20 protein-coding genes, 2 pseudogenes and 1 riboswitch are annotated in these 20,582 nt (G+C 72.2%); of the genes and pseudogenes, 13 read left to right on the top strand and 9 right to left on the bottom strand.

Translation table 11 applies throughout. The features are described 5' to 3' along the window. Positions 1-20 precede the first annotated feature (20 nt). Together ACZ4TG_RS23725 and ACZ4TG_RS23720 are read right to left on the bottom strand one after the other, a co-directional pair. Positions 21-2,108, bottom strand: coding sequence for a YhgE/Pip family protein (locus ACZ4TG_RS23725; protein WP_468165967.1), 2,088 nt, complete (start codon positions 2,106-2,108; stop codon positions 21-23). Beyond that, positions 2,080-3,225 carry an ATP-binding cassette domain-containing protein gene (locus ACZ4TG_RS23720; RefSeq protein ID WP_468165965.1) on the bottom strand — a complete coding sequence of 382 codons (1,146 nt, stop codon included), beginning with the start codon at positions 3,223-3,225 and terminating at the stop codon, positions 2,080-2,082. Before ACZ4TG_RS23720 ends, ACZ4TG_RS23725 begins: the two co-directional genes overlap by 29 nt. A gap of 228 nt (positions 3,226-3,453) precedes the next feature. Between ACZ4TG_RS23720 and ACZ4TG_RS23715 the strand changes: the two genes are divergently transcribed. The 5 genes from ACZ4TG_RS23715 to ACZ4TG_RS23695 all read left to right on the top strand — a co-directional run bounded on the left by ACZ4TG_RS23715 (position 3,454) and on the right by ACZ4TG_RS23695 (position 7,640). Further along, entirely contained in the window at positions 3,454-3,984 is a 531-nt protein-coding gene (locus ACZ4TG_RS23715) for an SAV_6107 family HEPN domain-containing protein (RefSeq protein WP_468165963.1), read from the top strand. A gap of 70 nt (positions 3,985-4,054) precedes the next feature. Next, positions 4,055-4,813 (top strand): methyltransferase, encoded by a 759-nt coding sequence (locus ACZ4TG_RS23710; RefSeq protein WP_468165961.1) that lies wholly within the window; start codon positions 4,055-4,057, stop codon positions 4,811-4,813. A 281-nt stretch (positions 4,814-5,094) separates the two neighbouring features. Then, positions 5,095-5,496, top strand: coding sequence for a DUF3040 domain-containing protein (locus ACZ4TG_RS23705; protein ID WP_468165959.1), 402 nt, complete (start codon positions 5,095-5,097; stop codon positions 5,494-5,496). Between the two features lie 96 nt (positions 5,497-5,592). Further along, on the top strand, positions 5,593-6,219 hold the full coding sequence (locus ACZ4TG_RS23700) for a DUF4126 domain-containing protein (RefSeq protein ID WP_468165957.1): 627 nt from the start codon (positions 5,593-5,595) through the stop codon (positions 6,217-6,219). A gap of 23 nt (positions 6,220-6,242) precedes the next feature. After that, on the top strand, positions 6,243-7,640 hold the full coding sequence (locus ACZ4TG_RS23695; RefSeq protein WP_468165955.1) for a phytoene desaturase family protein: 1,398 nt from the start codon (positions 6,243-6,245) through the stop codon (positions 7,638-7,640). Between the two features lie 18 nt (positions 7,641-7,658). Here ACZ4TG_RS23695 and ACZ4TG_RS23690 read toward each other — a convergent pair whose 3' ends face one another. The 5 genes from ACZ4TG_RS23690 to ACZ4TG_RS23670 all read right to left on the bottom strand — a co-directional run bounded on the left by ACZ4TG_RS23690 (position 7,659) and on the right by ACZ4TG_RS23670 (position 12,021). Further along, complete coding sequence (locus ACZ4TG_RS23690; RefSeq protein WP_468165953.1) at positions 7,659-8,570, bottom strand: hypothetical protein; 912 nt, start codon at positions 8,568-8,570, stop codon at positions 7,659-7,661. Positions 8,571-8,620: 50 nt separating this feature from the next. Further along, positions 8,621-9,535: a methylenetetrahydrofolate reductase [NAD(P)H] gene (metF, locus tag ACZ4TG_RS23685; protein WP_468165951.1), complete on the bottom strand. Its 915-nt coding sequence runs from the start codon at positions 9,533-9,535 to the stop codon at positions 8,621-8,623. A 69-nt stretch (positions 9,536-9,604) separates the two neighbouring features. Further along, positions 9,605-10,243 carry a thiamine phosphate synthase gene (thiE, locus tag ACZ4TG_RS23680; RefSeq protein ID WP_468165949.1) on the bottom strand — a complete coding sequence of 213 codons (639 nt, stop codon included), beginning with the start codon at positions 10,241-10,243 and terminating at the stop codon, positions 9,605-9,607. A 78-nt stretch (positions 10,244-10,321) separates the two neighbouring features. Then, positions 10,322-10,687 (bottom strand): Rv2175c family DNA-binding protein, encoded by a 366-nt coding sequence (locus tag ACZ4TG_RS23675; RefSeq protein WP_362133496.1) that lies wholly within the window; start codon positions 10,685-10,687, stop codon positions 10,322-10,324. A gap of 116 nt (positions 10,688-10,803) precedes the next feature. After that, positions 10,804-12,021 carry an NAD(P)/FAD-dependent oxidoreductase gene (locus ACZ4TG_RS23670; RefSeq protein WP_468165947.1) on the bottom strand — a complete coding sequence of 406 codons (1,218 nt, stop codon included), beginning with the start codon at positions 12,019-12,021 and terminating at the stop codon, positions 10,804-10,806. A gap of 91 nt (positions 12,022-12,112) precedes the next feature. Then, a riboswitch (TPP riboswitch) is annotated at positions 12,113-12,225 on the top strand. On the opposite strand from ACZ4TG_RS23670, the gene thiO reads away from it, so the two are divergent. From thiO to ACZ4TG_RS23655, 3 genes are all read left to right on the top strand, one after another. Continuing rightward, positions 12,223-13,395: a glycine oxidase ThiO gene (gene thiO, locus ACZ4TG_RS23665; protein ID WP_468165945.1), complete on the top strand. Its 1,173-nt coding sequence runs from the start codon at positions 12,223-12,225 to the stop codon at positions 13,393-13,395. Its footprint overlaps the riboswitch before it by 3 nt. Next, a complete protein-coding gene (gene thiS, locus ACZ4TG_RS23660; protein WP_468165943.1) occupies positions 13,392-13,592 on the top strand; it encodes a sulfur carrier protein ThiS in 201 nt (66 codons plus the stop codon). Before thiO ends, thiS begins: the two co-directional genes overlap by 4 nt. Before the next feature lie 5 nt (positions 13,593-13,597). Then, positions 13,598-14,392: a thiazole synthase gene (locus ACZ4TG_RS23655; RefSeq protein WP_468165941.1), complete on the top strand. Its 795-nt coding sequence runs from the start codon at positions 13,598-13,600 to the stop codon at positions 14,390-14,392. A gap of 530 nt (positions 14,393-14,922) precedes the next feature. Here the strand turns inward: ACZ4TG_RS23655 and ACZ4TG_RS23650 are convergent. Continuing rightward, entirely contained in the window at positions 14,923-15,177 is a 255-nt protein-coding gene (locus tag ACZ4TG_RS23650) for a hypothetical protein (RefSeq protein ID WP_468165939.1), read from the bottom strand. A gap of 512 nt (positions 15,178-15,689) precedes the next feature. On the opposite strand from ACZ4TG_RS23650, the gene ACZ4TG_RS23645 reads away from it, so the two are divergent. After that, a complete protein-coding gene (locus ACZ4TG_RS23645; RefSeq protein ID WP_468165937.1) occupies positions 15,690-16,223 on the top strand; it encodes a DUF5919 domain-containing protein in 534 nt (177 codons plus the stop codon). Beyond that, positions 16,210-16,677, top strand: coding sequence for an NUDIX domain-containing protein (locus ACZ4TG_RS23640; protein ID WP_468165935.1), 468 nt, complete (start codon positions 16,210-16,212; stop codon positions 16,675-16,677). The genes ACZ4TG_RS23645 and ACZ4TG_RS23640 overlap by 14 nt, the downstream gene beginning before the upstream one ends. A gap of 1 nt (position 16,678) precedes the next feature. On the opposite strand, the pseudogene ACZ4TG_RS23635 reads toward ACZ4TG_RS23640, so the two are convergent. Further along, positions 16,679-16,819: pseudogene (locus tag ACZ4TG_RS23635) on the bottom strand (GntR family transcriptional regulator); the annotation flags it as partial. A 20-nt stretch (positions 16,820-16,839) separates the two neighbouring features. On the opposite strand from ACZ4TG_RS23635, the pseudogene ACZ4TG_RS23630 reads away from it, so the two are divergent. From ACZ4TG_RS23630 to ACZ4TG_RS23620, 3 genes and pseudogenes are all read left to right on the top strand, one after another. Then, positions 16,840-17,075, top strand: a pseudogene (locus tag ACZ4TG_RS23630) (NUDIX domain-containing protein); the annotation flags it as partial. 691 nt (positions 17,076-17,766) lie between these two features. Next, positions 17,767-19,671: a Stk1 family PASTA domain-containing Ser/Thr kinase gene (gene pknB / locus ACZ4TG_RS23625; RefSeq protein ID WP_468165933.1), complete on the top strand. Its 1,905-nt coding sequence runs from the start codon at positions 17,767-17,769 to the stop codon at positions 19,669-19,671. Positions 19,672-19,677: 6 nt separating this feature from the next. Continuing rightward, the gene (locus ACZ4TG_RS23620) at positions 19,678-20,538 is read left to right on the top strand and encodes a deoxyribonuclease IV (protein WP_468165931.1); all 861 of its coding nucleotides are present in this window, start codon (positions 19,678-19,680) and stop codon (positions 20,536-20,538) included. Positions 20,539-20,582: the final 44 nt, after the last annotated feature.

Here is a 20,582-nt window from a genome sequence, read left to right as displayed (position 1 = left end):
TCTCACAGGTCAACAGCTTTCTACAGGCTCAGTTCCGGGTGCAGCCGGTCCATGGTCCACACCTGCTTGCCGCGGGCGGCGAGCGCGGTGAGGGCCAGGGCTCCGGCCGTGAAGGCCGCCAGGACCGCGCAGCCCTGCCACACCGGGGCGAGGTCGCCTCCGGTGATGAGCCGGCGCAGGCTCTCGACGACGTACGACATCGGCAGGAAGGGATGGATCGCGTTGAAGAAGCCCGGGCTGGTCTGGACGGGGTACGTGCCGCCCGCCGAGGTCAGCTGGAGCATCAGGAAGGCGAGGACCAGGATGCGCCCGGCCGCGCCGAACTTGGCGTTCAGCCACTGCACGATCGCGGCGAAGCAGCCGGTGACCAGCATCAGGAAGCCGACGGTCAGCGCGGGGCGGGCCATCTCCAGGCCGAGGCCCCAGTGGAGTACGGACATCAGCGCGCCGACCTGCGCGGCGCCGATCCCGGCCACGGGCAGCCAGCCCGCGAGGGCGATGCGCCAGGGCGAGGCACCGGCGGCCAGCGCCCGCTTGTTCAGCGGCGCGATCAGCATGTAGGCGACCATCGCGCCGACCCAGAGGGAGAGCGGGATGAAGTACGGGGCGAAGCCGGTGCCGTAGTTGGGCGCCTTGTGCAGGGACTGGTTGGCGAGCCGGATCGGGTCGGACATGACCTGGGTGCGGGCCTCGCGCGCCTGCTGGTCGTAGTCCGGGATCTTGCCGGCGCCTTCGTGCAGGCGGCCGGCCAGCTCTCCGTTGCCGTCGACCAGCTTGTACATGCCGCCGTCGAGGGTGTGGGCGCCGTCGCCGAGCTTGCCGACGCCTTCGTTGAGGGCTCCGGAGCCGCTGGAGGCGGTGCCGAGGCCGGAGTGGAGCTGGGCCGTGCCGGAGGCGACCTTCTGGGCGCCGGCGTTCAGGGCGTTGACCTTGGCGACGGCCGCGTCGAGGTCGGAGGACAGGCCGGGGGCCTTGTCGACGAGCTCGCGGGCCTTCTTCTCCAGGTCGGTGAGCTGGCCGCGGAGCTTGCCGATGTCTCCGTTGGAGTTCTTGGCCAGGTTGTTGACGTCACCGGCCAGCAGGGCGCCCTCGGCGGTGTCGTCCTTGATCCTCTTGAGGTCCGGGCAGGAGGCCAGGTGCGGCTCGGCCCCGGGGGTGACGCAGTGGTCGGTGTAGTACGTGGCGGCGCCGCTGGCGGCCCGCTTGGTCACGGCCGCGACGGCCGGGGCCTTCTCGGTGAACTTCTCCAGGTGGTTGTTGACCACCTGGGCGGTGTCGGCGACCAGCTGGGCGGTGTCCGCCAGGGACTTGGGGTCCTTGACGAAGGGCTTGGCCTTGGAGGCGGCGCCGTTGACCTTGTCGGCGAGCGTCTGGGTGCCCGCGGCGATGTCCTTCGTACCGGTCTCCAGCTGGCCGGCGGCCGTGTTCAGCTTCTTCAGGCCGCCGGCGAGCTCACCGGTCTTCTCCTTGGCGGTGTCGAGGCCGTCGGCGAGGTCCTTGGCCCCCTGCTGGGCCTTGCCGGCGCCGTCCTTGAGCTTGTCGGCGCCGTCGGCGGCCTCGGCGGTCTTGTCGTGGAGGTCGGAGAAGTTCACGAAGATCTTGTCGAGGAAGCCGCGGGAGGCGTTGGCGGACGCCGCCGAGCGGACCTCGGAGAAGACGGTCTTCGAGATCGAGCCGACGATGTAGTTGTTCGCGTCGTTCGTACGGACCTGGAGGGCCCCGGTGGTGGGGTCCGCCCCGGAGCTGGAGGCGATCTTCGAGCTGAAGTCGGCGGGCATGGTCAGGGAGAGGTAGTACTTCCCCTCCTCCACGCCCTTGGCCGCCTCGTCGGCGCTGACCTCGCGCCAGTCGAAAGTCTTGCTGTTGTGCAGCTTCTTGGTGATCTCGTCGCCCGCCGCGATGCGCTTGCCGTCGACGGTGGCACCCTGGTCGGCGTTGACGAGGGCGACGGGGACCTTGTCGAGGCGGCTGTACGGGTCCCAGAAGGACCAGAGGTACAGGGCTCCGTAGAGCAGCGGCAGGAGCAGCAGCGCGACGAGAGCGGCCCGGGGCAGCTTCCCCCGCCCGAACCGCTTCAGCTCAAGCGCGGCCAGTTTCGGCGAGCGCATCGTCCGTCCCCTTCGTGTCGTCGTCGTTGGTGTCGGGCTCGGCGGTCGCGCCGTTCGCGGCGTCGGCGTCGGCGTCGGCGGCCCCGGCGTCGTCCTCGGCCACGGTGCCGTCGACCGCGGTGTCCCCGGCTGCGGAGTCGGCCTTGGCGGGCTTGGGCTTGGCGGGCTTGGTGGCTTTGGCCTTGGGGGCCTTGGCCGGCTTGGCCTTGTCGGCCTTGTCGGCCTTGGCGGCGTCGGGCGCGTCGGCCTTGGGCTCGTCGGCCTTGGCGGCGTCGGCCTTGTCCGCCTCGGCGGCCTTGGGCTCGTCGGCCTGCTTGGCGTCCGCCTTGGCACCCCAGGTGATCTTGGGCTCCTCGGTCGGGCGGGCGGCCGGCGTGGGCTTCGCGGCGGGCTTTTCCTCGGCCGGCGGCTTTTCCTCGGCCGGCGCGACCGTGCGCAGCACCACCGCCCCCTCCGGCGCCTCGTTGCAGACCGCCAGGACGGTGGTCCCCCGGTCGGCGATCGAGCGGAGCAGGGCCCAGAGCTCGGCGCGCTCGGCGGTCGAGAGCTTCAGGTCGGTGTCGTCGAGGGCGAGCAGCCGGGGGCTGCCCAGCAGGGCGATGGCCACGGACAGCCGGACGGCCTCCAGCCGCTCCAGGTCGCGCACCGAGGTGCGCGGGCCCTTGGGCAGGGTGGCGAGGTCGAGTCCGGCGGCGGCCAGGGCCGCTTCGGTCCGGGCCGCGGTGGAGGTGCGCCGCTCGCCCCGCGGGCGGAGCAGGGCCCGCACGGGGCCCTCGTAGCGGCGCTGGAGCATCGCCCCCTCGCGCAGCTGCTCGGCGACGGTGAGCGCCTGGTCGAGGTCGTTGACCCCGGGGACGTGGCCGAGGGCGGCGATCCGGCGGACCGCGGCCATCTTCTTCGGCAGCCGGTGGCGGCCGATCTCGGCGTGGCCCTCGGAGGGCTTCATCCGGCCGGTGAGGGCGAGCAGCAGGCAGGTCCGGCCGCTTCCGGAGGGGCCTTCGAGCGCGATGAGCGACCCGGGTGCCGCGTCGATCCCCACGCCCCGGAAGACCCAGCCGCGCGGTCCCTTGAGTCCGAAGCCCTCGGCCTTGACGGCCGCGCCGTGCGGGCTGTCCACGCCCGTCCCCCTTCTTTTGAACTGACCGGTCAGTTCAAAAACTATCAGGTAAGGCCGCCCGATGGGGGCAGGAGAGGGACCTACGGCTGGGAGGCAAGAGAAACCCCCAGGTCAGGAGGATTGTCAGTGGCGGGCGTCACGATGGATCCACGCAGTGCGACAGCACCGCGGCACCACGGCGCACTCCACAGGCGCTCCGAAGCAGCACGTATCGACAGGAGGTTCGTCATGGCCACACCGTCCCCGTCCCCTGTCCACCCCGTCCCGAGGAAGTCGGCGGCTCCGCCGGCCGCCCTCGATCTGCTCGCCAAGGCCCGCAGCGGCCTGGCCGAGGCGGTCGGTCTGCCACGGCCCAACGAGCGGTACGCCACCGCCCACCTCGCGGCACTGCGCGTGGCCGCGGCCGTGCTCGCCGCCCGCGGCCGGCCCGAACCGGTGAACCCGCGCCGGCGGCCCCGGATCCGCAGCGCGTGGGAGGTACTGCCGGAGATAGCGCCGGAGCTGACCGAGTGGAGCGCCCTCTTCGCCTCCGGAGCGGACCGCCGGGCCCGGGCCGAGGCCGGCATACCGGACGCGGCGACCGGCCGGGACGCGGACGATCTGGTGCGCGAGGTGGGGATGTTCCTGCGCCTGGTGGAGCGGATGCTCTCGCTCCGCCCGGTGGCCCCGGCGAGGCAGCCGAGTCCGCCGCAGGACCTCCCGCAGCCATCGGCCCAGGCGCTGCCGCAGCCCCGGCCGGAGCGTCCGCACGCGGGATGAGCTGGTCGGCGGCTTGAGGCAATAGGGTGGGGCACGCCCGCACCCATACCGCGCCGAGGAGCCATCAGCCGTGTCGGACACTTCCCGCCCCCGCGCCTCCCTCCGCACCGCCGTGGTGTGGGAGGTCCTCAAGGAGGCCCTCGACCGCCGGGTGAAGGCGACCGGGCGGGACGTGCTGGACGTACTGGACACCGGCGGCGGCACCGGCAAGTTCGCCGTGCCGGTGGCCCGGCTGGGCCACCGGGTCACCGTGGTCGACCCCAGCCCCAACGCACTGTTCGGGCTGGAGCGCCGCGTCGCCGAGGCCGGTGTCGCCGATCTGGTGCGCGGGGTCCAGGGCGACGCCCAGGGCCTGCTGGACGTCGTCGAGCGGGACGCGTACGACGTCGTGCTCTGCCACGGCGTGCTGGAGTACGTGGACGACCCGGCCGAGGGCGTGTCCAACGCCGTCGCCGCCCTGCGCTCCGGCGGGATCCTGAGCCTGCTGGCCGCCGGACTGGGCGGGGCCGTCCTGGCCCGCGCGCTGGCCGGGCACTTCACCGAGGCCCGGACCGCGCTCGCCGACCCGGCGGGCCGCTGGGGATCCGGCGACCCGGTCCCGCGCCGGTTCACCGCCGAACAGCTCACCGAGCTGGTCGGCGGAGCCGGCCTGGAGGTCGGCGCGGTGCACGGCGTACGGATCTTCGCGGACCTCGTCCCCGGAGTCCTGGTGGACACCGAGCCGGGCGCGGTCGAGGCGTTGCTGCGACTGGAGGAGGCCGCCGCCGAGCTGCCGGCCTTCCACGCGGTCGCCACGCAGTTGCACGTCCTGGGCGAGAAGCCCGCCTGATCTGCGGAGCGTCCGGCGCAGGCGGATTCCCGCACACCCTCCGAACCGGCGGTCGGCCACGTATGATCGAGGGACCGGTCGGCATGGCGGACTGGCCATTGGGGAATAAGCGCCTCAGTGACCGCGCAGGCGACGGTACGGTTTGAACGCAGTGGCTTTTTGACTCAGTGCATTTTTCGAACGTGGCGTAGAGGGCGGGTATCACGGGGGCGATTCCCCGCCTATCCTGAAGGGGACCCCTGGTCGCTACCCCCCGCGACCGACGGATGAGGAGGACTCCCGTGCCGCTCTCGGAGCACGAGCAGCGAATGCTCGAGCAGATGGAGCGAGCGCTGTACGCCGAAGATCCCAAGTTCGCGACAGCGCTTGAGGGAAGCGGACTGCGCACGTACACCCGGCGACGGGTTTACCAGGCAGTCGCAGGCATTGTGGTGGGTATCGCGCTCCTCATGACCGGTGTGATCGTGCCGAACGTGCTCTGGATCAGCGTGGTGGGTTTCCTCGTCATGCTGGGCTGTACGGTTCTCGTGGTCACCGGTTGGCGCAAGGCACCCAAGCCTGGCGAGCAGCCCGTCTCCGGCAGTGCAGGCGGTTCGGCCCACGGCCGGAACCGGCAGCGTCGGTCGATGATGACCCGCATCGAGGAACGGTGGCAGCGCCGCCGTGACGAACAGGGGCAGTAGCCCCACTGAACATGACGGAGGGGACGGCTGCCGACGGGCGGCCGTCCCCTCCGCCGTATGCCCGCCGGAGCACCCGTCCTACGGCATGATGTCCGAATGACTGTGCTGCCCCTGGTCTTCACCAGCGGCTGGGCCAGCGGGATCAACGCCTACGCCGTGATCCTCCTGCTCGGCATCTTCGGCGCGACCGGCCTGACCGACGAGGTGCCGGCTTCGCTGCAGCGCACCGATGTCCTGATCGTGGCGGCCGTGCTGTTCCTCTGCGAGGCGGTGGCCGACAAGATCCCGTACGTGGACTCGCTGTGGGACACCGTCCACACGGTGATCCGCCCGGTCTCCGGGGCGGTGGTCGGCGCCCTGCTGGCCGGGCAGAGCGGGTCGCTCTCCGACATCGCGGCCGGGGCGGTCGGCGGCTCCACCGCGCTGGCCAGCCATTTCGTCAAGGCCGGTACCAGGATGGCGGTGAACACCTCCCCGGAGCCCGTCAGCAACATCGTGATCAGCACCGCCGAGGACCTCGGCGTGGCCGGCATCGTCACCTTCGCCATATTCAACCCCCAGGCCGCGGCGGTCATCGCGGCCGTGCTGCTGGCGGCCGGCCTGGCCATACTGGTCTTCCTCTGGTCCCGGATCCGCCGCTTCCGGCGCCGCCGGGCCCAGCGCCGCGAGGAGAAGCGGCTGGCCGCCGAGGTCCGCCGGACCACCGGGGCGCCACCCTACTGACCTGGCTCGATAGGCTCGGCCGCATGGCACGAATTGCGGTGATCGGCGCCGGGATGGGCGCGATGGCGACGGCGGCCCGGCTGGCCGTGGCAGGCCACCAGGTGACGGTGTACGAGCGGGGCTCCACCTACGGCGGGGCCGTGGGCCGCTACGAGCGCGAGGGTTTCGCCTTCGACACGGGCCCCGGGCTGCTGCACCTGCCCGCCGTCTACCGCGACCTGTTCGTGAAGACCGGCAAGCGGCCGCTGGAGGAGTGCGCCGAGCTGGTCCAGGTGGATCCCGCCGTCCGGCACCTGCTGCCCGACGGCACCGGGGTCACCCTGCCGGGCGCCTCGCGCGGCGGCGCCGCCGCCGTCCTCGACCAGGCCTTCGGGGCGGGCGCCGGGGACCGCTGGAACGGGGTCCTCGGCCGCGCCCGCGAAGCCTGGAACGCCACCCGCCGCCCCCTGCTGGAGGAGCCGCTGCGGCCCGACTGGCAGAGGCTGGGCGAGGACCCGTACCCGGCGCTGCGCAGGAGCGGCCTGCTGCGGCGGCGCCCGCCGACCCTCGCCGAGGTGGCGGAGCGGGAGCTGGGCGGGCCGCTCGGGCAGCTGCTGACCGCTCGGGTGCGCTCGTACGGGCTCGACCCGGCGGCGGCGCCCGCCTCGGCGGCCGTACTGCCCTACATGGAGCAGACCTTCGGCAGCTGGTACGTGCGCGGCGGGATCCGGACGCTGGCCACGGCCGTGTACGAGCGCTGCCGGGAACGGAAGGTGGCCTTCGTCTTCGACGCGGAGGTGCGCGAGGTCCTGGAGCGGGACGGCCGCGCGGCCGGGCTGCTGCTGGCCGACGGCTCCGTGGCGGACGCCGACTCCGTGGTCTGCGGCGTCGACCCGAGGGCGCTCGCCGTCGCGCCGGCGCCCGGTTCCACGCCCGCCCGGAGCACCGGACTCCCCGGCCGGTACACCCTGTTCCTGGCCCTGCGCGGGCCCCGCCCCTCGGACGCCGTGCACCGCACCCTGGTCGGGCAGGACGTGACCGTACTGCGCCCCGACGACCCCGCCGGCCGGCCCGACGCGGAGCACGAGGCGGTCACCGTGCAGGCGGTGACGGCTCCCGGGTCCGCGCCCTCGGCCGAGGAACTGCTGGCCGCGGCCGCCCCGGCGGTGCCCGGGCTGCGCGAGCGGCTGCTGTGGCAGGAGCTGCGCACCCCCGCCGACATCGCCGCGGCCACGGGCGCGCCGGACGGCTGCGTGCCCCCGCCCGCCCTCGCGGGGGCCGGCGGGCGGCTGCTCTACCCTGCGAACACCACGGCCCTGCCGGGCCTGTACCTCGCGGGCGGCTGGGCCCACCCCGGCGGCGGCCTCCCGCACGCGGGGATGACCGGCGCCCTGGTGGCCGGGCTCATCGTGGAGGGCGCGGACTTCCGCGGCTCCCGCTAGGCGTTTCGTGCGTCCGGATCAGTATCGGTACTGGTCGTAGTCGCCGGCGCCGCCCTGGTACGGGTACCCCTGCGGCTGCTGCTGCGGGGGCTGTTCCTCGCCCGGGTAGGGCTGGCCGGCCCCGTCGGTGGACCGCTGCTGCGGCACCCAGACCCCGCCGGGCGGGGTGTCCACGGAGTACTGCTGCTGGTTGTAGTCGGCGTACGGCGCGTAGTCGTAGTTCTGCGGCGGGGCTACGCCTCCGCCGGTGCCGATGTACGGGTCCGAGTAGGCGGCGTAGACCTGCTGCTCCCCCGTCGGATAACCGCCGGAGTAGTCGTAGCCGCCCTGGGGCTGCGGGTCGTAGTAGGCCGCGTACTGGTGGGCGTCCTGCTCGGGCGTGCCGAACGGCGAGGCGAAGGCGGCCGTTTCGGCGGCCTGGCCGGACTGGTCCTGCTGGGCCGAGTATTGGGGAGCGAAGCTCTGTATCCCGTACGAGCCGGTGTCCTCGGGAACCGGCTGCGGGGTGAAGACGTTCGCCTCGCGGTCGTCGAACTCGTCCCGGTCGTCCCGGTCGTCCCGGCTCCCGGCGGTGTCCGCGCCGTACTCCAGCCCCGTCACTTCCAGTGCGGGCTCGCTGCGTTCGGGGCGCGCACCGGCGCCCCGGCGGCGGCCGCTCTTGCGCACGGGCTCCCCGCCGCGGCGCAGGGCCCATCCGGCCACGAAGCCCTTGCGGAAGGACAGCGTCACCAGGGTCTGGCCGATCGCGAAGGCGGCCGCGCCGGCCGCGATGACGAGCACCGACGGCAGCACCACCCCCGCGACGACTCCGACGAAGCCGGCGAAGGCGAGCAGGCGCCAGCGGAGCCGGGCCTTGTACTGCATCAGGACCTCGGCAAGCAGCCACAACGCGACGAAGCCGAACGCGATGTAGAGGACCGTCATTCCCATGCATGGCCCCTCTCGGTACGGCCGCCGGCGCGGGAACGGGGGACGGCCGATCAGGCCCGCTGGTGCAGGCCCAGGTTCTCGTAGATCTCGAGGGTCGCCGTGGAATTGTTCAGCGTGATGAAGTGCAGCCCCGGGACACCCTCGGACAGCAGCCTCGCGCAGAACTCCGTGGCGAACTCGATGCCAATGGAGCGTACAGCGGCCGGGTCGTCCTTGACCGCGAGCATGCGGTCTTTTACGGCCGCGGGGAAGAGCGCGTTGCTGAGCTGGGGCAGCCGGTCGAGCTGCTTGATCCCCACAACAGGCATGACCTCGGGGATGATCGGGGTCTCGCAGCCCGCCTTCTCGACGCTGTCGCGAAGCCGCAGATAATTCTCCGGATCGAAGAACATCTGGGTGATCGCGTAGTCGGCGCCCGCGCGGCACTTGTCCACGAAGTGCCGGATGTCCGTGTCCCAGTCCTCCGAACGCGGGTGCATCTCGGGGAAGGCCGCGACGCCGACGCAGAAATCGCCGGACTCCTTGAGCAGGCGCACGAGGTCGGCCGCGTACTCGACGCCCTCGGGGTGCCTGACCCACGGACCCATGGGGTCGCCCGGCGGGTCCCCCCGCACGGCGAGCATGTTGCGGATGCCCGCGTCCGCGAACTGGCCGATGACGTGGCGCAGCTCGGCGATCGAGTGGTCGACGGCGGTGAGGTGCGCGACGGGGGTGAGGGTGGTGTCCGCGGCGATCTGCTCGGTGGCCCGTACGGTGCCGCCGCGGGTGGAGCCGCCGGCTCCGTAGGTGACGGACACGAAGCTGGGGGCTACCGCCTCGATGCGGCGGAGGGCGTTCCAGAGGTTGCGCTCGCCCTTCTCGGTCTTGGGAGCCCAGAACTCGAAGGAGTACGAGCGCCCGGACGCCAGAAGGTCGCGGACCGTGTGCGCACGATCCGACCAGGTGGAAGCGGTACCAGAGGCCATACGGGCAGGTTAGACGCGGCCCGGCGGAGGCCGAAGCTGCGTCCACCCATTGGACACGTTTTTGGACACCTACGCGAGACGGGCCCGTACGCGCTTGGCCAGCTCGGCGGCGGCCGCGCCGGGGTCGGAGGCCTCGGTGATGGCCCGTACGACCACGACCCGGGTGGCGCCGGCGTCGAGCACCTCGTCCAGATTGGTGCTGTCGATACCGCCGATGGCGAACCAGGGCCGCTCCTGCGGCAGGGAGGCGGCGTACCGGACGAGCCCGAGGCCGGGGGCGTACCGGCCGGGCTTGGTGGGGGTGGGCCAGCAGGGGCCGGTGCAGAAGTAGTCCACGCCGGGTTCGGCGACGGCCGCGTCGACCTCGGACTCGGCGTGGCAGGAGCGGCCGATCAGGAGGTTCTCGCCGAGGATCGCGCGGGCGGCGGGGACGGGGATGTCGCCCTGGCCGAGGTGCAGGACGTCGGAGCCGATGGCGTGCGCGACGTCGGCGCGGTCGTTGACGGCGAGGAGCTTGCCGTGCCGGCGTGCCGCCTCGGCGAAGACCTGGAGGTGTTCCAGCTCCTCCGCCGCCTCCATGCCCTTGTCCCGGAGCTGGACGATGTCCACGCCGCCCGCCAGGGCGGCGTCCAGGAACTCGGGGAGGTCACCCTGCCGCTTGCGGGCGTCCGTGCACAGGTAGAGCCGGGCGTCGGACAGCTGCTGCATGGGTGTACCCCCGTGGTGGTGGCGGTGTACGGGCCCGCGTGCTCGGCCCGTACACCGGTGGATCGGCGAATCAGCGGATCAGAGGGCGAGCGCCTGAGCGCGGCGCTTCACCTCCGTGCCGCGATTCTCGCTCAGCGCCTGGGCGGGGGTGCCGGGCAGGGTCGGGTCCGGGGTGAACATCCACTCCAGGATCTCCTCGTCGGAGAAGCCGTCGTCGCGGAGCACGGTCAGCAGGCCGACGAGGCCCTTGACGACCTTGTCGCCGTCGATGAAGGGGGCGGGCACCTGGAGGGAGCGGTTCTCGCCGCGGCGCACCGCGAGCAGCTGACCTTCCTTGACCAGCTGGCGGACCCGGGTCACTTCGATGTCGAGCATCTCCGCGATGTCGGGGAGGTACAGCCAGGCGGGGACAAGGGCGTCGATCTTTGCGTCAATCTCGGTCACGTGCACAAGCCTGCCATCTCGGACTGACCGCCGGTACCCGAGCCGTCCGTCCGTGGGCGCGTGCGGCACCCGAGCCGTGCGCCCGGGGACCGCACACGGCCGGGAGGGGGTGGCCGTCAGGCCGTGGCCGACTTCAGCGGGGTGCCGGGGTCGGAGACCCTGGCGGGGTCCAGGAGCGCGCCGGATTCGATCAGGCGGCGGCCCTGGGCCAGGTCGCGGGGGCGGCCCACCGCGAGGACCGCGACCAGGGCGCCGTCCCGGAGCCAGCAGACCGACCAGGCGGGATCGGCCGGGTCGCCCCGCCACACGAGCCGGTCCGCTCCGCCGTGGTGTCCGGCGTACTGCACGAAGCGCCCGAACTGCTCCGACCAGAAGTACGGCACCGGGTCGTACACGCCGTCCGCGCCGGTGAGGATGTCGGCCGCGACGACCCGCGGCCCCTGCAGGGCGTTGTCCCAGTGGTGCACCAGCAGCCGCGCCGCGTACCGCGCCGACGGGAAGGACGCGCAGTCCCCGACCGCGTACACCCCCGGCAGGGAGGTCCGCAGCCGGTCGTCGGCCGTGACCGAGCCGTCCGGGCCCAGTGCGATGCCCGACCCCGCCAGCCAGCCCGTCGCCGGGCGGGCTCCGATGCCGACGACCACCGCGCCGGCCTCCAGCACGCGGCCGTCCGCGAGCAGGACCCGGCCCGGCTCCACCGAGGCAACCCGCGCTCCGGTCAGCAGCGTCGCCCCCGCCTCCCCGTACCAGCGCCCCATCGGTTCGGCGACCTCCGGGGGCAGGGCCCCCGCCAGGACCCGGTCCGCGGCCTCGACCACGGTCACGGCGCAGCCGGCCTCCCGGGCGGCCGTGGCGAACTCCGCGCCGATCCAGCCCGCCCCGACCACGACGACGGCCGGCGCGGCGGCGAGCACCGGCCGCAGCCGTGCCGCGTCGTCGAGGGTGCGCAGCAGGTGGACGCCCTGGACCCCCTCGGAGCCGGGCAGGGTCAGCGGTTCGGCGCCGGTGGCGAGTACGAGGACCCCGTACGGGACCGGGCCCGCGGCCGTGTCCAGCTCGTGCGCGGCGGCCCGCAGGCCGGTGACCTCGAGCCCCAGTCGAAGTTCGATGCCGAGCCCTTCGAAGTCCACGTCGAAGGCGGAGTCCTCGGCCTTGCCGAGCAGCACCGCCTTGGACAGCGGGGGGCGGTCGTAGGGCTGGTGGGGTTCGGCGCCCAGCAGGGTGACGGGGCCGGTGAAGCCCTGTTCGCGGAGGGCCACCGCGGTCTGCACCCCGGCCATTCCGGCGCCGACGATGACGACGCCGCTCTGAGTCTGTTCCGTCTGCTCGCTCACCCCGCCCACCCTAATCACCTGACGGTCCGTCAGGAATAGCGGGCGGGGAGGCAGCCTTACCCGGCACCGGCCCCGGGGTTAGTCTGGCCACCGTACCTATCGCGGGAGTCCGGGCGCACCGGGCTGAGAGGGAGGCTGGCCGGCCTCCGACCGTACGAACCTGATCCGGGTCATGCCGGCGAAGGGAGGGGCTGGACACCCATGCACTCATCACGACAAACGGGTCACGACGTCCTCGTCATCGGAGGCGGCGTCATCGGCCTGGTCACCGCCTGGCGGGCGGCCCGCAGCGGGCTGCGCACCGCAGTGGCCGACCCGGCGCCCGGCGGCGGGGCCGCCCAGGTCGCGGCCGGGATGCTCGCCGCCGTCACCGAGCTGCACTACGGCGAGGAAACCCTGCTGGGGCTCAACGTGGCCTCCGCCGCCCGCTATCCGGAGTTCGCCGCCGAGCTGACCGAGGCCAGCGGCGGCATGGAGATCGGCTACCGCGCCTGCGGCACCCTCGCCGTGGCCCTCGACTCCGACGACCGGCTCCACCTGCGCGAGCTGCACGCCCTGCAGCGCCGCTGCGGGCTGGAGTCCGACTGGCTGACCGGCCGCGAGTGCCGCCGCCTGGAGCCGATGCTGGCCCCGGGCGTCCGGGGCGGGCTGCGCGTCGACGGCGACCACCAGGTGGACCCGCGACGGCTCGCGGCCGCGCTGCTGGCCGCCTGCGAGCGGGCGGGGGTGAGCGTCTACCGGGCGAGCGCCGACCGGCTGAGCGTGGTCCACGACCGGGCCGTGGGCGCCGTGCTCGACGACGGTACGGAGCTCCGCGCGGACCAGGTGGTGCTGGCGGCGGGCTCGCTCAGCGGGCAGCTGGCGGGCGTACCGCCCGAGGTCGAGGTTCCGGTACGGCCGGTGAAGGGCCAGGTGCTGCGGCTGACGGTGCCGGCCTCGTACGCGCCGTTCCTGTCGCGGACCGTACGGGCCGTCGTACGCGGCAGCCACGTCTACCTGGTGCCGCGCGAGAACGGCGAACTCGTCGTCGGGGCCACCAGCGAGGAACTCGGATGGGACACCACCGTCACCGCCGGCGGGGTGTACGAGCTGCTGCGCGACGCCCACGAGCTGGTGCCCGGCATCACCGAGCTCCCGCTGACCGAGACCCGCGCCGGCCTGCGGCCGGCCTCCCCCGACAACGCCCCGCTGCTCGGACCCACCGAGCTGCCCGGCCTGCACCTGGCCACCGGGCACTACCGCAACGGGGTGCTGCTGACCCCGCTCACCGGCGACGTGATGGCGGAACTGCTGGTCACCGGCGCGGTGCCGGAGATCGCCCGCCCCTTCAGCCCGCGCCGTTTCACCCAGGCACGTCAGGAGTCGTACGCATGACCATCTCCGTCAACGGCGAGCCGCGCGAGGTCGCGGCCGGGACCACGCTCGACGCCGTGGTCGCCACCTTGACCCGGGCCCCCAAGGGGGTCGCGGCGGCGCTCAACGAGACCGTGGTGCCGCGCGGCCGGTGGCCGCACACCGAGCTGGGCGACGGCGACCGGGTCGAGATCCTCACCGCGGTACAGGGGGGCTGAGGACGATGGCAGACGACCTCTTCGCCCTCGGCGACCGCACCTTCTCCTCCCGCCTGATCATGGGCACGGGCGGCGCCCCGAGCCTGGACGTCCTGGAACGCGCCCTGGTCGCCTCCGGGACGCAGCTCACGACCGTCGCCATGCGCCGCCTGGACCCCACGGTCCAGGGCTCGGTGCTGTCCGTCCTCTCCCGGCTCGGCATCGCCGTCCTGCCGAACACCGCGGGCTGCTTCACCGCGGGCGAGGCCGTGCTGACGGCCCGGCTCGCCCGGGAGGCGCTGGGCACGGACTGGGTCAAGCTCGAAGTGGTGGCCGACGAACGCACCCTGCTCCCGGACGGGGTCGAGCTGCTGGACGCCGCCGAGATCCTGGTGGACGAGGGCTTCACGGTCCTCCCGTACACGAACGACGACCCGGTGCTGGCGCGCAAGCTGGAGGACGTGGGCTGCGCGGCGATCATGCCGCTGGGGTCTCCGATCGGCTCCGGGATGGGCATCCGGAACCCGCACAACTTCGAGCTGATCGTGGAGCGGGCCGGGGTCCCGGTGATCCTCGACGCGGGGGCCGGTACGGCCTCGGACGCGGCGCTGGCGATGGAGCTCGGGTGCGCCGCGGTGATGCTGGCGTCGGCGGTCACCCGCGCCCAGTCGCCCGCGCTGATGGCCGCGGCCATGCGCGACGCGGTGTCGGCGGGCCGCCTGGCCCACCGCGCGGGCCGCATCCCGCAACGCCGCTTCGCCGAGCCCTCCTCCCCCACCGAGGGCCGCGCGACCCTGGACCCGGAGCGCCCGGCGTTCTGACGGGGGCGGGGGTACGGGGTTCACGGCGCGGGCCCGCCAATCCCCCCTCGACCCCCTGGGGCGGGTCGGCGGCCGCCCACCCGCCCCCCGGGTACGGGCGGGTGGGGGCGGGGGTGTCCCCTCGGCCGGTCTCAGGGAGGGGCGGGGGTTTCCCGTCAGTCCCATCGTCCTTCCGCGTCGGGCCGGCCCGTCAAGGGCGCTCACTGCGTTCGCGTCGCTCCGCGACGGCCTTCGGCCGCCCTTGACAGACCGCCCCGCCACGGAAAAACGAAGACTGCCGGGAAACCCCCAAAAGAACGGCACGGTCCGTGGTCGAGGGGCGGGCACCTCAGGGACGCAGGAGGCACCGCGCATCGGCCTGCCGGGCATCCGGACCCTCGCAGGCCTGGCCCGGGCCGCAAGCACGGCCCCCAGGCGCCCCAGATCGCTACGCGCTGCCCACGATCTGGCGTCCGACGACCGCCTGGGGCTCATCCCCGCACCAAAAGCCGACCAGAGCGCCGCGGGAAGCACCCAAGCGCCTCAGATCGCTACGCGCTCCTCAAATCTCGGCGACTGACGGCCGTCCGGGGCTGATCGTGGGCGGGTTCTACATTGGTGACGGCGGTGGTGAATTCGCGGCCGGAAGCGTTGCGGATGTAGGCAAGCTCCATCCAGCGTTCGACGCCGGTGGCGGAGACGTTCTCGTTGATCACGGCCATCAGCTCACCCTCGTTGCCGGACGCGATGTCGCGGACGCGACGGCGCAGGAGGCTGTGCGGGACGTACGCGTACCGATCGCTCATCGCTCGTCTCCTGGAAATGTGCTGAGGAAGCGCTCCCAGCCGACCAGTGCCCGATCGAGCAGCTCTTCGCTCGGTTCCTCCCCGATCGTCACTCTGACCAGAGAGACGTCGGCATCCACTGCGGACGAATGACTGCGTTGGGGCATGTGCACACCACTCCTTGCAAAGTTGGTCTGAAGTGATGCTCCGTCGCTGGTTCGAGCGTTCCTACCGCGTTCGGCGGACGTTCGGGACACTTCATCAGTACGGTGCTTTTCGTCCCAGACGTCCCGTGGAGGCGAACTGTGAATCATGCGCTCCGGCAAGCGATGGCGAATGCCAAGATGACCGAGGGGCAACTTGCCGAGGTCTGTGGGGTAGATGCGAAGACAATCGGTCGATGGTTGACCGACCCGAATCGTGTTCCGCACGCTCGGCACCGATGGGTGGCATGCGGGGCATTAGGAGCAGAGGAGGCAGCCTTGTGGCCTAACGCCGTCCGGTCCGTACTCACCACAGGGCCCGACAGAGAGATGGTGCAGGTCTTCCCCTACCGCTCGGCGGCACCGGCGAGCTTGTGGAAGTCGCTGGTGACGAAAGCCGGGAAGGAGCTGACATTCGCCGGCTACACGAACTACTTCTTGTGGCTGGAACAGGCGAACTTGGGGGGTGCGCTGCGACGCAAGGCACAGAGCGGTTGCCGTGTGCGCTTTCTGATCGGAGACCCGGAAAGCCCAGTCACAGCAGCGCGGGAGGTCGAGGAAGCCGTGCCACTGACTCTGTCCACGCGGATCGCCGTGACGCTGAACGAGTTGGAGAAGCTGCGCGATGTCGACAACATCGAGGCCAGGTTCGAGACAGGTCACGTCAACCTGTCCGTCTTCCGGTTCGACGACGAAATGATCGTGACTCCCATCCTTGCCCGTAGCGTTGGCCACGACTCGCCGATGATGCACCTGCGGCGTGGGCAAACGGATGGAATGTTCGACCGCTTCGCGGCTCATGTGGAAGAGCTGTGGAGTCGTGGGCGCGATGTTCGGGAGGCGAGGGACGATGCCCAGGCGTGACTACGAGGACGACCCGGATGCTCCCGTCGCGAACAGCCTTGTCCCGGCCGCTTCGGCCGTCGTCGTGGACGACGTCGGCCGGGTGCTGTTGCAGCGGCGAACCGACAACGGGATGTGGGCGCTTCCCGGCGGGGTGATGGAGCTCGGGGAGAGCATTGGCGAGTGCGCCGTGCGGGAGACTCGCGAAGAAACCGGAATCACGGTCGAGGTCACTGGCATCGTGGGGACGTACACGAACCCCGGACACGTCTTCGCATACGACGACGGCGAGGTCCGACAGGAATTTTCGATCTGTCTTCTCGCCCGCCCCACAGGGGGACAACTCAGGGTGTCCGATGAGTCCTTTGAGGTGGCCTGGTTCACCCCCGAGGCTACTGACGACCTCCTGATGGTCCCGAGCATCCGCAAGCGCATCAGCGACTGGCGGGCGGGGTGCGGTCCCGTCGTCCGCTGATGTCCACGAAAGCGCTGGCGCGGATCTCCAGAATTGCCGAGACCCCGTAACGCTCGACCATCTCGGCTTCGCCGGGCACCTGGTCTCCCGGCTTCAAAACGCCGGCACGAACCTGCTGGACGATGTCCTCGGCGATCTGCAAGTACCGAGGGACGGCCTCCTATGCTCATGTGCATGAGTAGCAGCGTCCCATCGGACGGGTCAACGCCACGCTATTCCGTGTCGGTTGCCGGGGTGGTGGTGCGTGATGACGGCCGACTGCTGCCCATCCGCCGAGCTGACAACGGGACGTGGGAGCTGCCCGGCGGAGTGCTGGAGCTGGCGGATTCCCCCGAGGGCGGGGTGCGGCCGGAAGTGCTGAGAAAACCGGTATTCATGTCGAGGTGAAGCCGATCAGCCCCGGACGGCCGTCAGTCGCCGAGATTTGAGGAGCGCGTAGCGATCTGAGGCGCTTGGGTGCTTCCCGCGGCGCTCTGGTCGGCTTTTGGTGCGGGGATGAGCCCCAGGCGGTCGTCGGACGCCAGATCGTGGGCAGCGCGTAGCGATCTGGGGCGCCTGGGGGCCGTGCTTGCGGCCCGGGCCAGGCCTGCGAGGGTCCGGATGCCCGGCAGGCCGATGCGCGGTGCCTCCTGCGTCCCTGAGGTGCCCGCCCCTCGACCACGGACCGTGCCGTTCTTTTGGGGGTTTCCCGGCAGTCTTCGTTTTTCCGTGGCGGGGCGGTCTGTCAAGGGCGGCCGAAGGCCGTCGCGGAGCGACGCGAACGCAGTGAGCGCCCTTGACGGGCCGGCCCGACGCGGAAAAACGAAGACTGCCGGGAAACCCCCGCCCCTCCCTGATGGGGTTCAGCCCGGGTTCGGCTGTTCTTCGGTGCCGCCGTACGGGACAGGCCGGGTCCTCCTTCCCCCCGAGCCGGGACAGGCCGGGTCCTCCCTCCCCCCGAGCCCGGGCGGGAGGCAGCCACCGACCCCGGCGTGGGGGCAGCGAGGGCGAAGGCCCCGCGCACGCGTGAACCCGTACCCCACGTCACAGCTGCGCTGCAACCACCCCCACCCGGGTCGGGCGGGCCAGGGGCGCTCGTAGAATCGCCGGGTGGATACGACCCTGGATGACCCCCTCGTCGGGCGCGTGCTCGACGGCCGCTACCGCATCGATGCCCGCATCGCGGCCGGCGGCATGGCCACGGTCTACCGGGCCCTCGACACCCGCCTGGACCGCGTCCTCGCGCTGAAGGTGATGCACCCGGCACTGGCCGCCGACGCGGCCTTCGTCGACCGCTTCATCCGCGAGGCGAAGTCGGTGGCCCGCCTCGCCCACCCCAACGTGGTCGCCGTGTTCGACCAGGGCACGGACGGCCCGTACACGTACCTCGCCATGGAGTACGTCTCCGGCTGCACCCTGCGCGACGTGCTCCGCGAGCGCGGCGCGCTCCAGCCCCGGGCCGCCCTCGACATCTTCGAACCGGTCCTCGCCGCCCTGGGCGCCGCCCACCGGGCCGGCTTCGTCCACCGGGACATGAAGCCCGAGAACGTGCTGATCGGCGACGACGGCCGGGTCAAGGTGGCGGACTTCGGCCTGGTCCGCAGCGTGGACTCGGTCACCAACACCACCGGCTCGGTGCTCGGCACGGTCTCCTACCTCGCCCCCGAGCAGATCGAGAACGGGATCACCGACACCCGCGTGGACGTCTACGCCTGCGGTGTCGTGCTGTACGAGATGCTCACCGGCTCCAAGCCGCACAACGGCGGCAACCCGGCCCAGGTGCTCTACCAGCACCTCAACGAGGACGTGCCGCCCCCGTCGGCCGCCGTCCCGGGGCTCCCGGCCGGCCTGGACGAGCTCGTCGCGCAGTCCACCGCCCGCAATCCGGAGCTGCGGCCCACCGACGCCGCCTCCCTGCTGGGGCTGACCCTCGACGCCCGCGCACGGCTCGGCGACGAGGAGCTGGACGCGGTACCGCCGCAGGCGCGGTCCGCGGAGCGGGCCTCCTCCGAAGACCGCACCGGCGTGATCCCGCGTCCCGTGACCGCGCAGCAGCCCGTGAACCACACCTCCCGGCTGGCGAGCCCGGCCCTGCCGCCGGCCCGGCCGCGGCGGACCGTACGCGCCCCCCGCAAGGGCCCGCTCCTGATCGTCGTCGGCGTGCTGCTGGCCCTGGGGATCGGCACCGGGGTCTGGTACATCAACTCCGGACAGTTCACCAAGGTCCCGAACCTCCTCGGCAAGACGGAGCAGCAGGCCAGGGCCGAGCTCTCGGCGGCCGGCCTCGGGGTGAAGGCGGTGGACCGGAAGTTCAGCGACGCCTTCGACCGCGGCACCGTCATGAACACCGACCCTGCGGGCGGCAAGCGCATCCGGGGCAACGGCGCCGTGACGATCACCCTGTCCCGCGGCCCCGAGGTCGTCAGCGTGCCCGACCTCAAGGGCAAGCCCCTGGAGGCCGCCAAGGCCGAGCTGACCTCCGCCGGCCTCGCGCCCGGCATCGTCACCCAGGCGTTCAGCCAGGACATCGCGCAGGGCTCGGTGGTCAGCACCAACCCGGCGGGCGGCCAGAAGCGGGCGCCCGACACGGCGGTCGCGATCGTCGTCAGCAAGGGCCGCCCGGTCCCGGTCCCGACCGTCACCGGCAGGCCCCTGGACCAGGCCCGCTCCGCGCTGGAGGGCCTCGGCTTCAAGGTGGAGACGGCCCCCGAGCAGGTCAACTCCCCCTCGGCCGCCGGTACGGTCGCCAACCAGTCGGTGGGCGCCGGCACCCAGGCCGCCGCGGGCGACACGATCACCCTGACCGTCTCCAAGGGGCCCCGCCAGGTCCAGCTGCCGGACGTCACCGGCCAGGATGCGGACGCCGCCCGCAAGACCCTGGAGGCCCTGGGCTTCAAGGTGAAGGTGGACAAGCCCTTCCTCTCCTTCAGCAACACCGTGGAGAGCCAGTCGGTGCCGGGCGGCCAGAGCGCCCCCGAGGGCAGCACGATCACCGTCAAGATCAAGGGGCTGTAGCGCACCGTGACACGCAATCCAGTGGGCGGGCACGTCCCCGTCGCGGGCGGGCTCGCCTCGGTCGGGCTGACGTACGCCCGGGAGATGGGCGCCGAGGCGGTCCAGGTGTTCGTCGCCAATCCGCGCGGCTGGGCCACGCCGGTCGGCAACCCGGCACAGGACGAGCTGTTCCGCGAGCAGTGCGCGCGGGACTCGATCCCGGCGTACGTGCACGCGCCCTACCTGATCAACTTCGGCTCGCACACCGAGGCGACCGTCGAGAAGTCGGTGGAGTCCCTGCGGCACTCGCTGCGCCGGGGACGGGAGATCGGCGCGCTGGGGGTGGTCGTCCACACCGGGTCGGCCACCGGCGGCAGGCCTCGCGAGGAGGCGTACGCGCAGGTCAGGGAGCACATGCTGCCGCTGCTGGACGAGCTGACGCACGAGGACGACCCGTTCCTGCTGCTGGAGTCCACGGCGGGTCAGGGCTTCTCGCTGTGCTCGCGGACCTGGGACTTCGGACCGTACTTCGAGGCGCTCGACCACCATCCGAAGCTCGGGATCTGCCTGGACACCTGCCACATCTTCGCGGCCGGCCACGACCTGGCGGAGCCGGGCGGCACCAAGCAGACGCTGGACCTGCTGGTGGACACGGTGGGCGAAGGCCGGCTGAAGCTGATCCACGCCAACGACTCCAAGGAGGGCGTGGGGGCGCACAAGGACCGGCACGCGAACATCGGCCAGGGCCACATCGGCCGGGAGGCCTTCGCCGAGCTCTTCTCGCACCCGGCGATGGACGGCGTACCGCTGATCATCGAGACGCCGGGCGGCAAGGAAGGGCACGCGGCGGACGTGGCACTGCTGAAGGAGCTGCGCGGGCTCCACTGATCATCCGTTGAGGAATACCCCTAGGGGGTATACGGTTCTGTCAT

This window comes from Streptomyces sp. NPDC028314, from assembly GCF_055565795.1.
The sequence above is the reverse complement of the archived record's forward strand: the minus strand, read 5'-3'. Positions and strand labels throughout refer to the sequence as shown.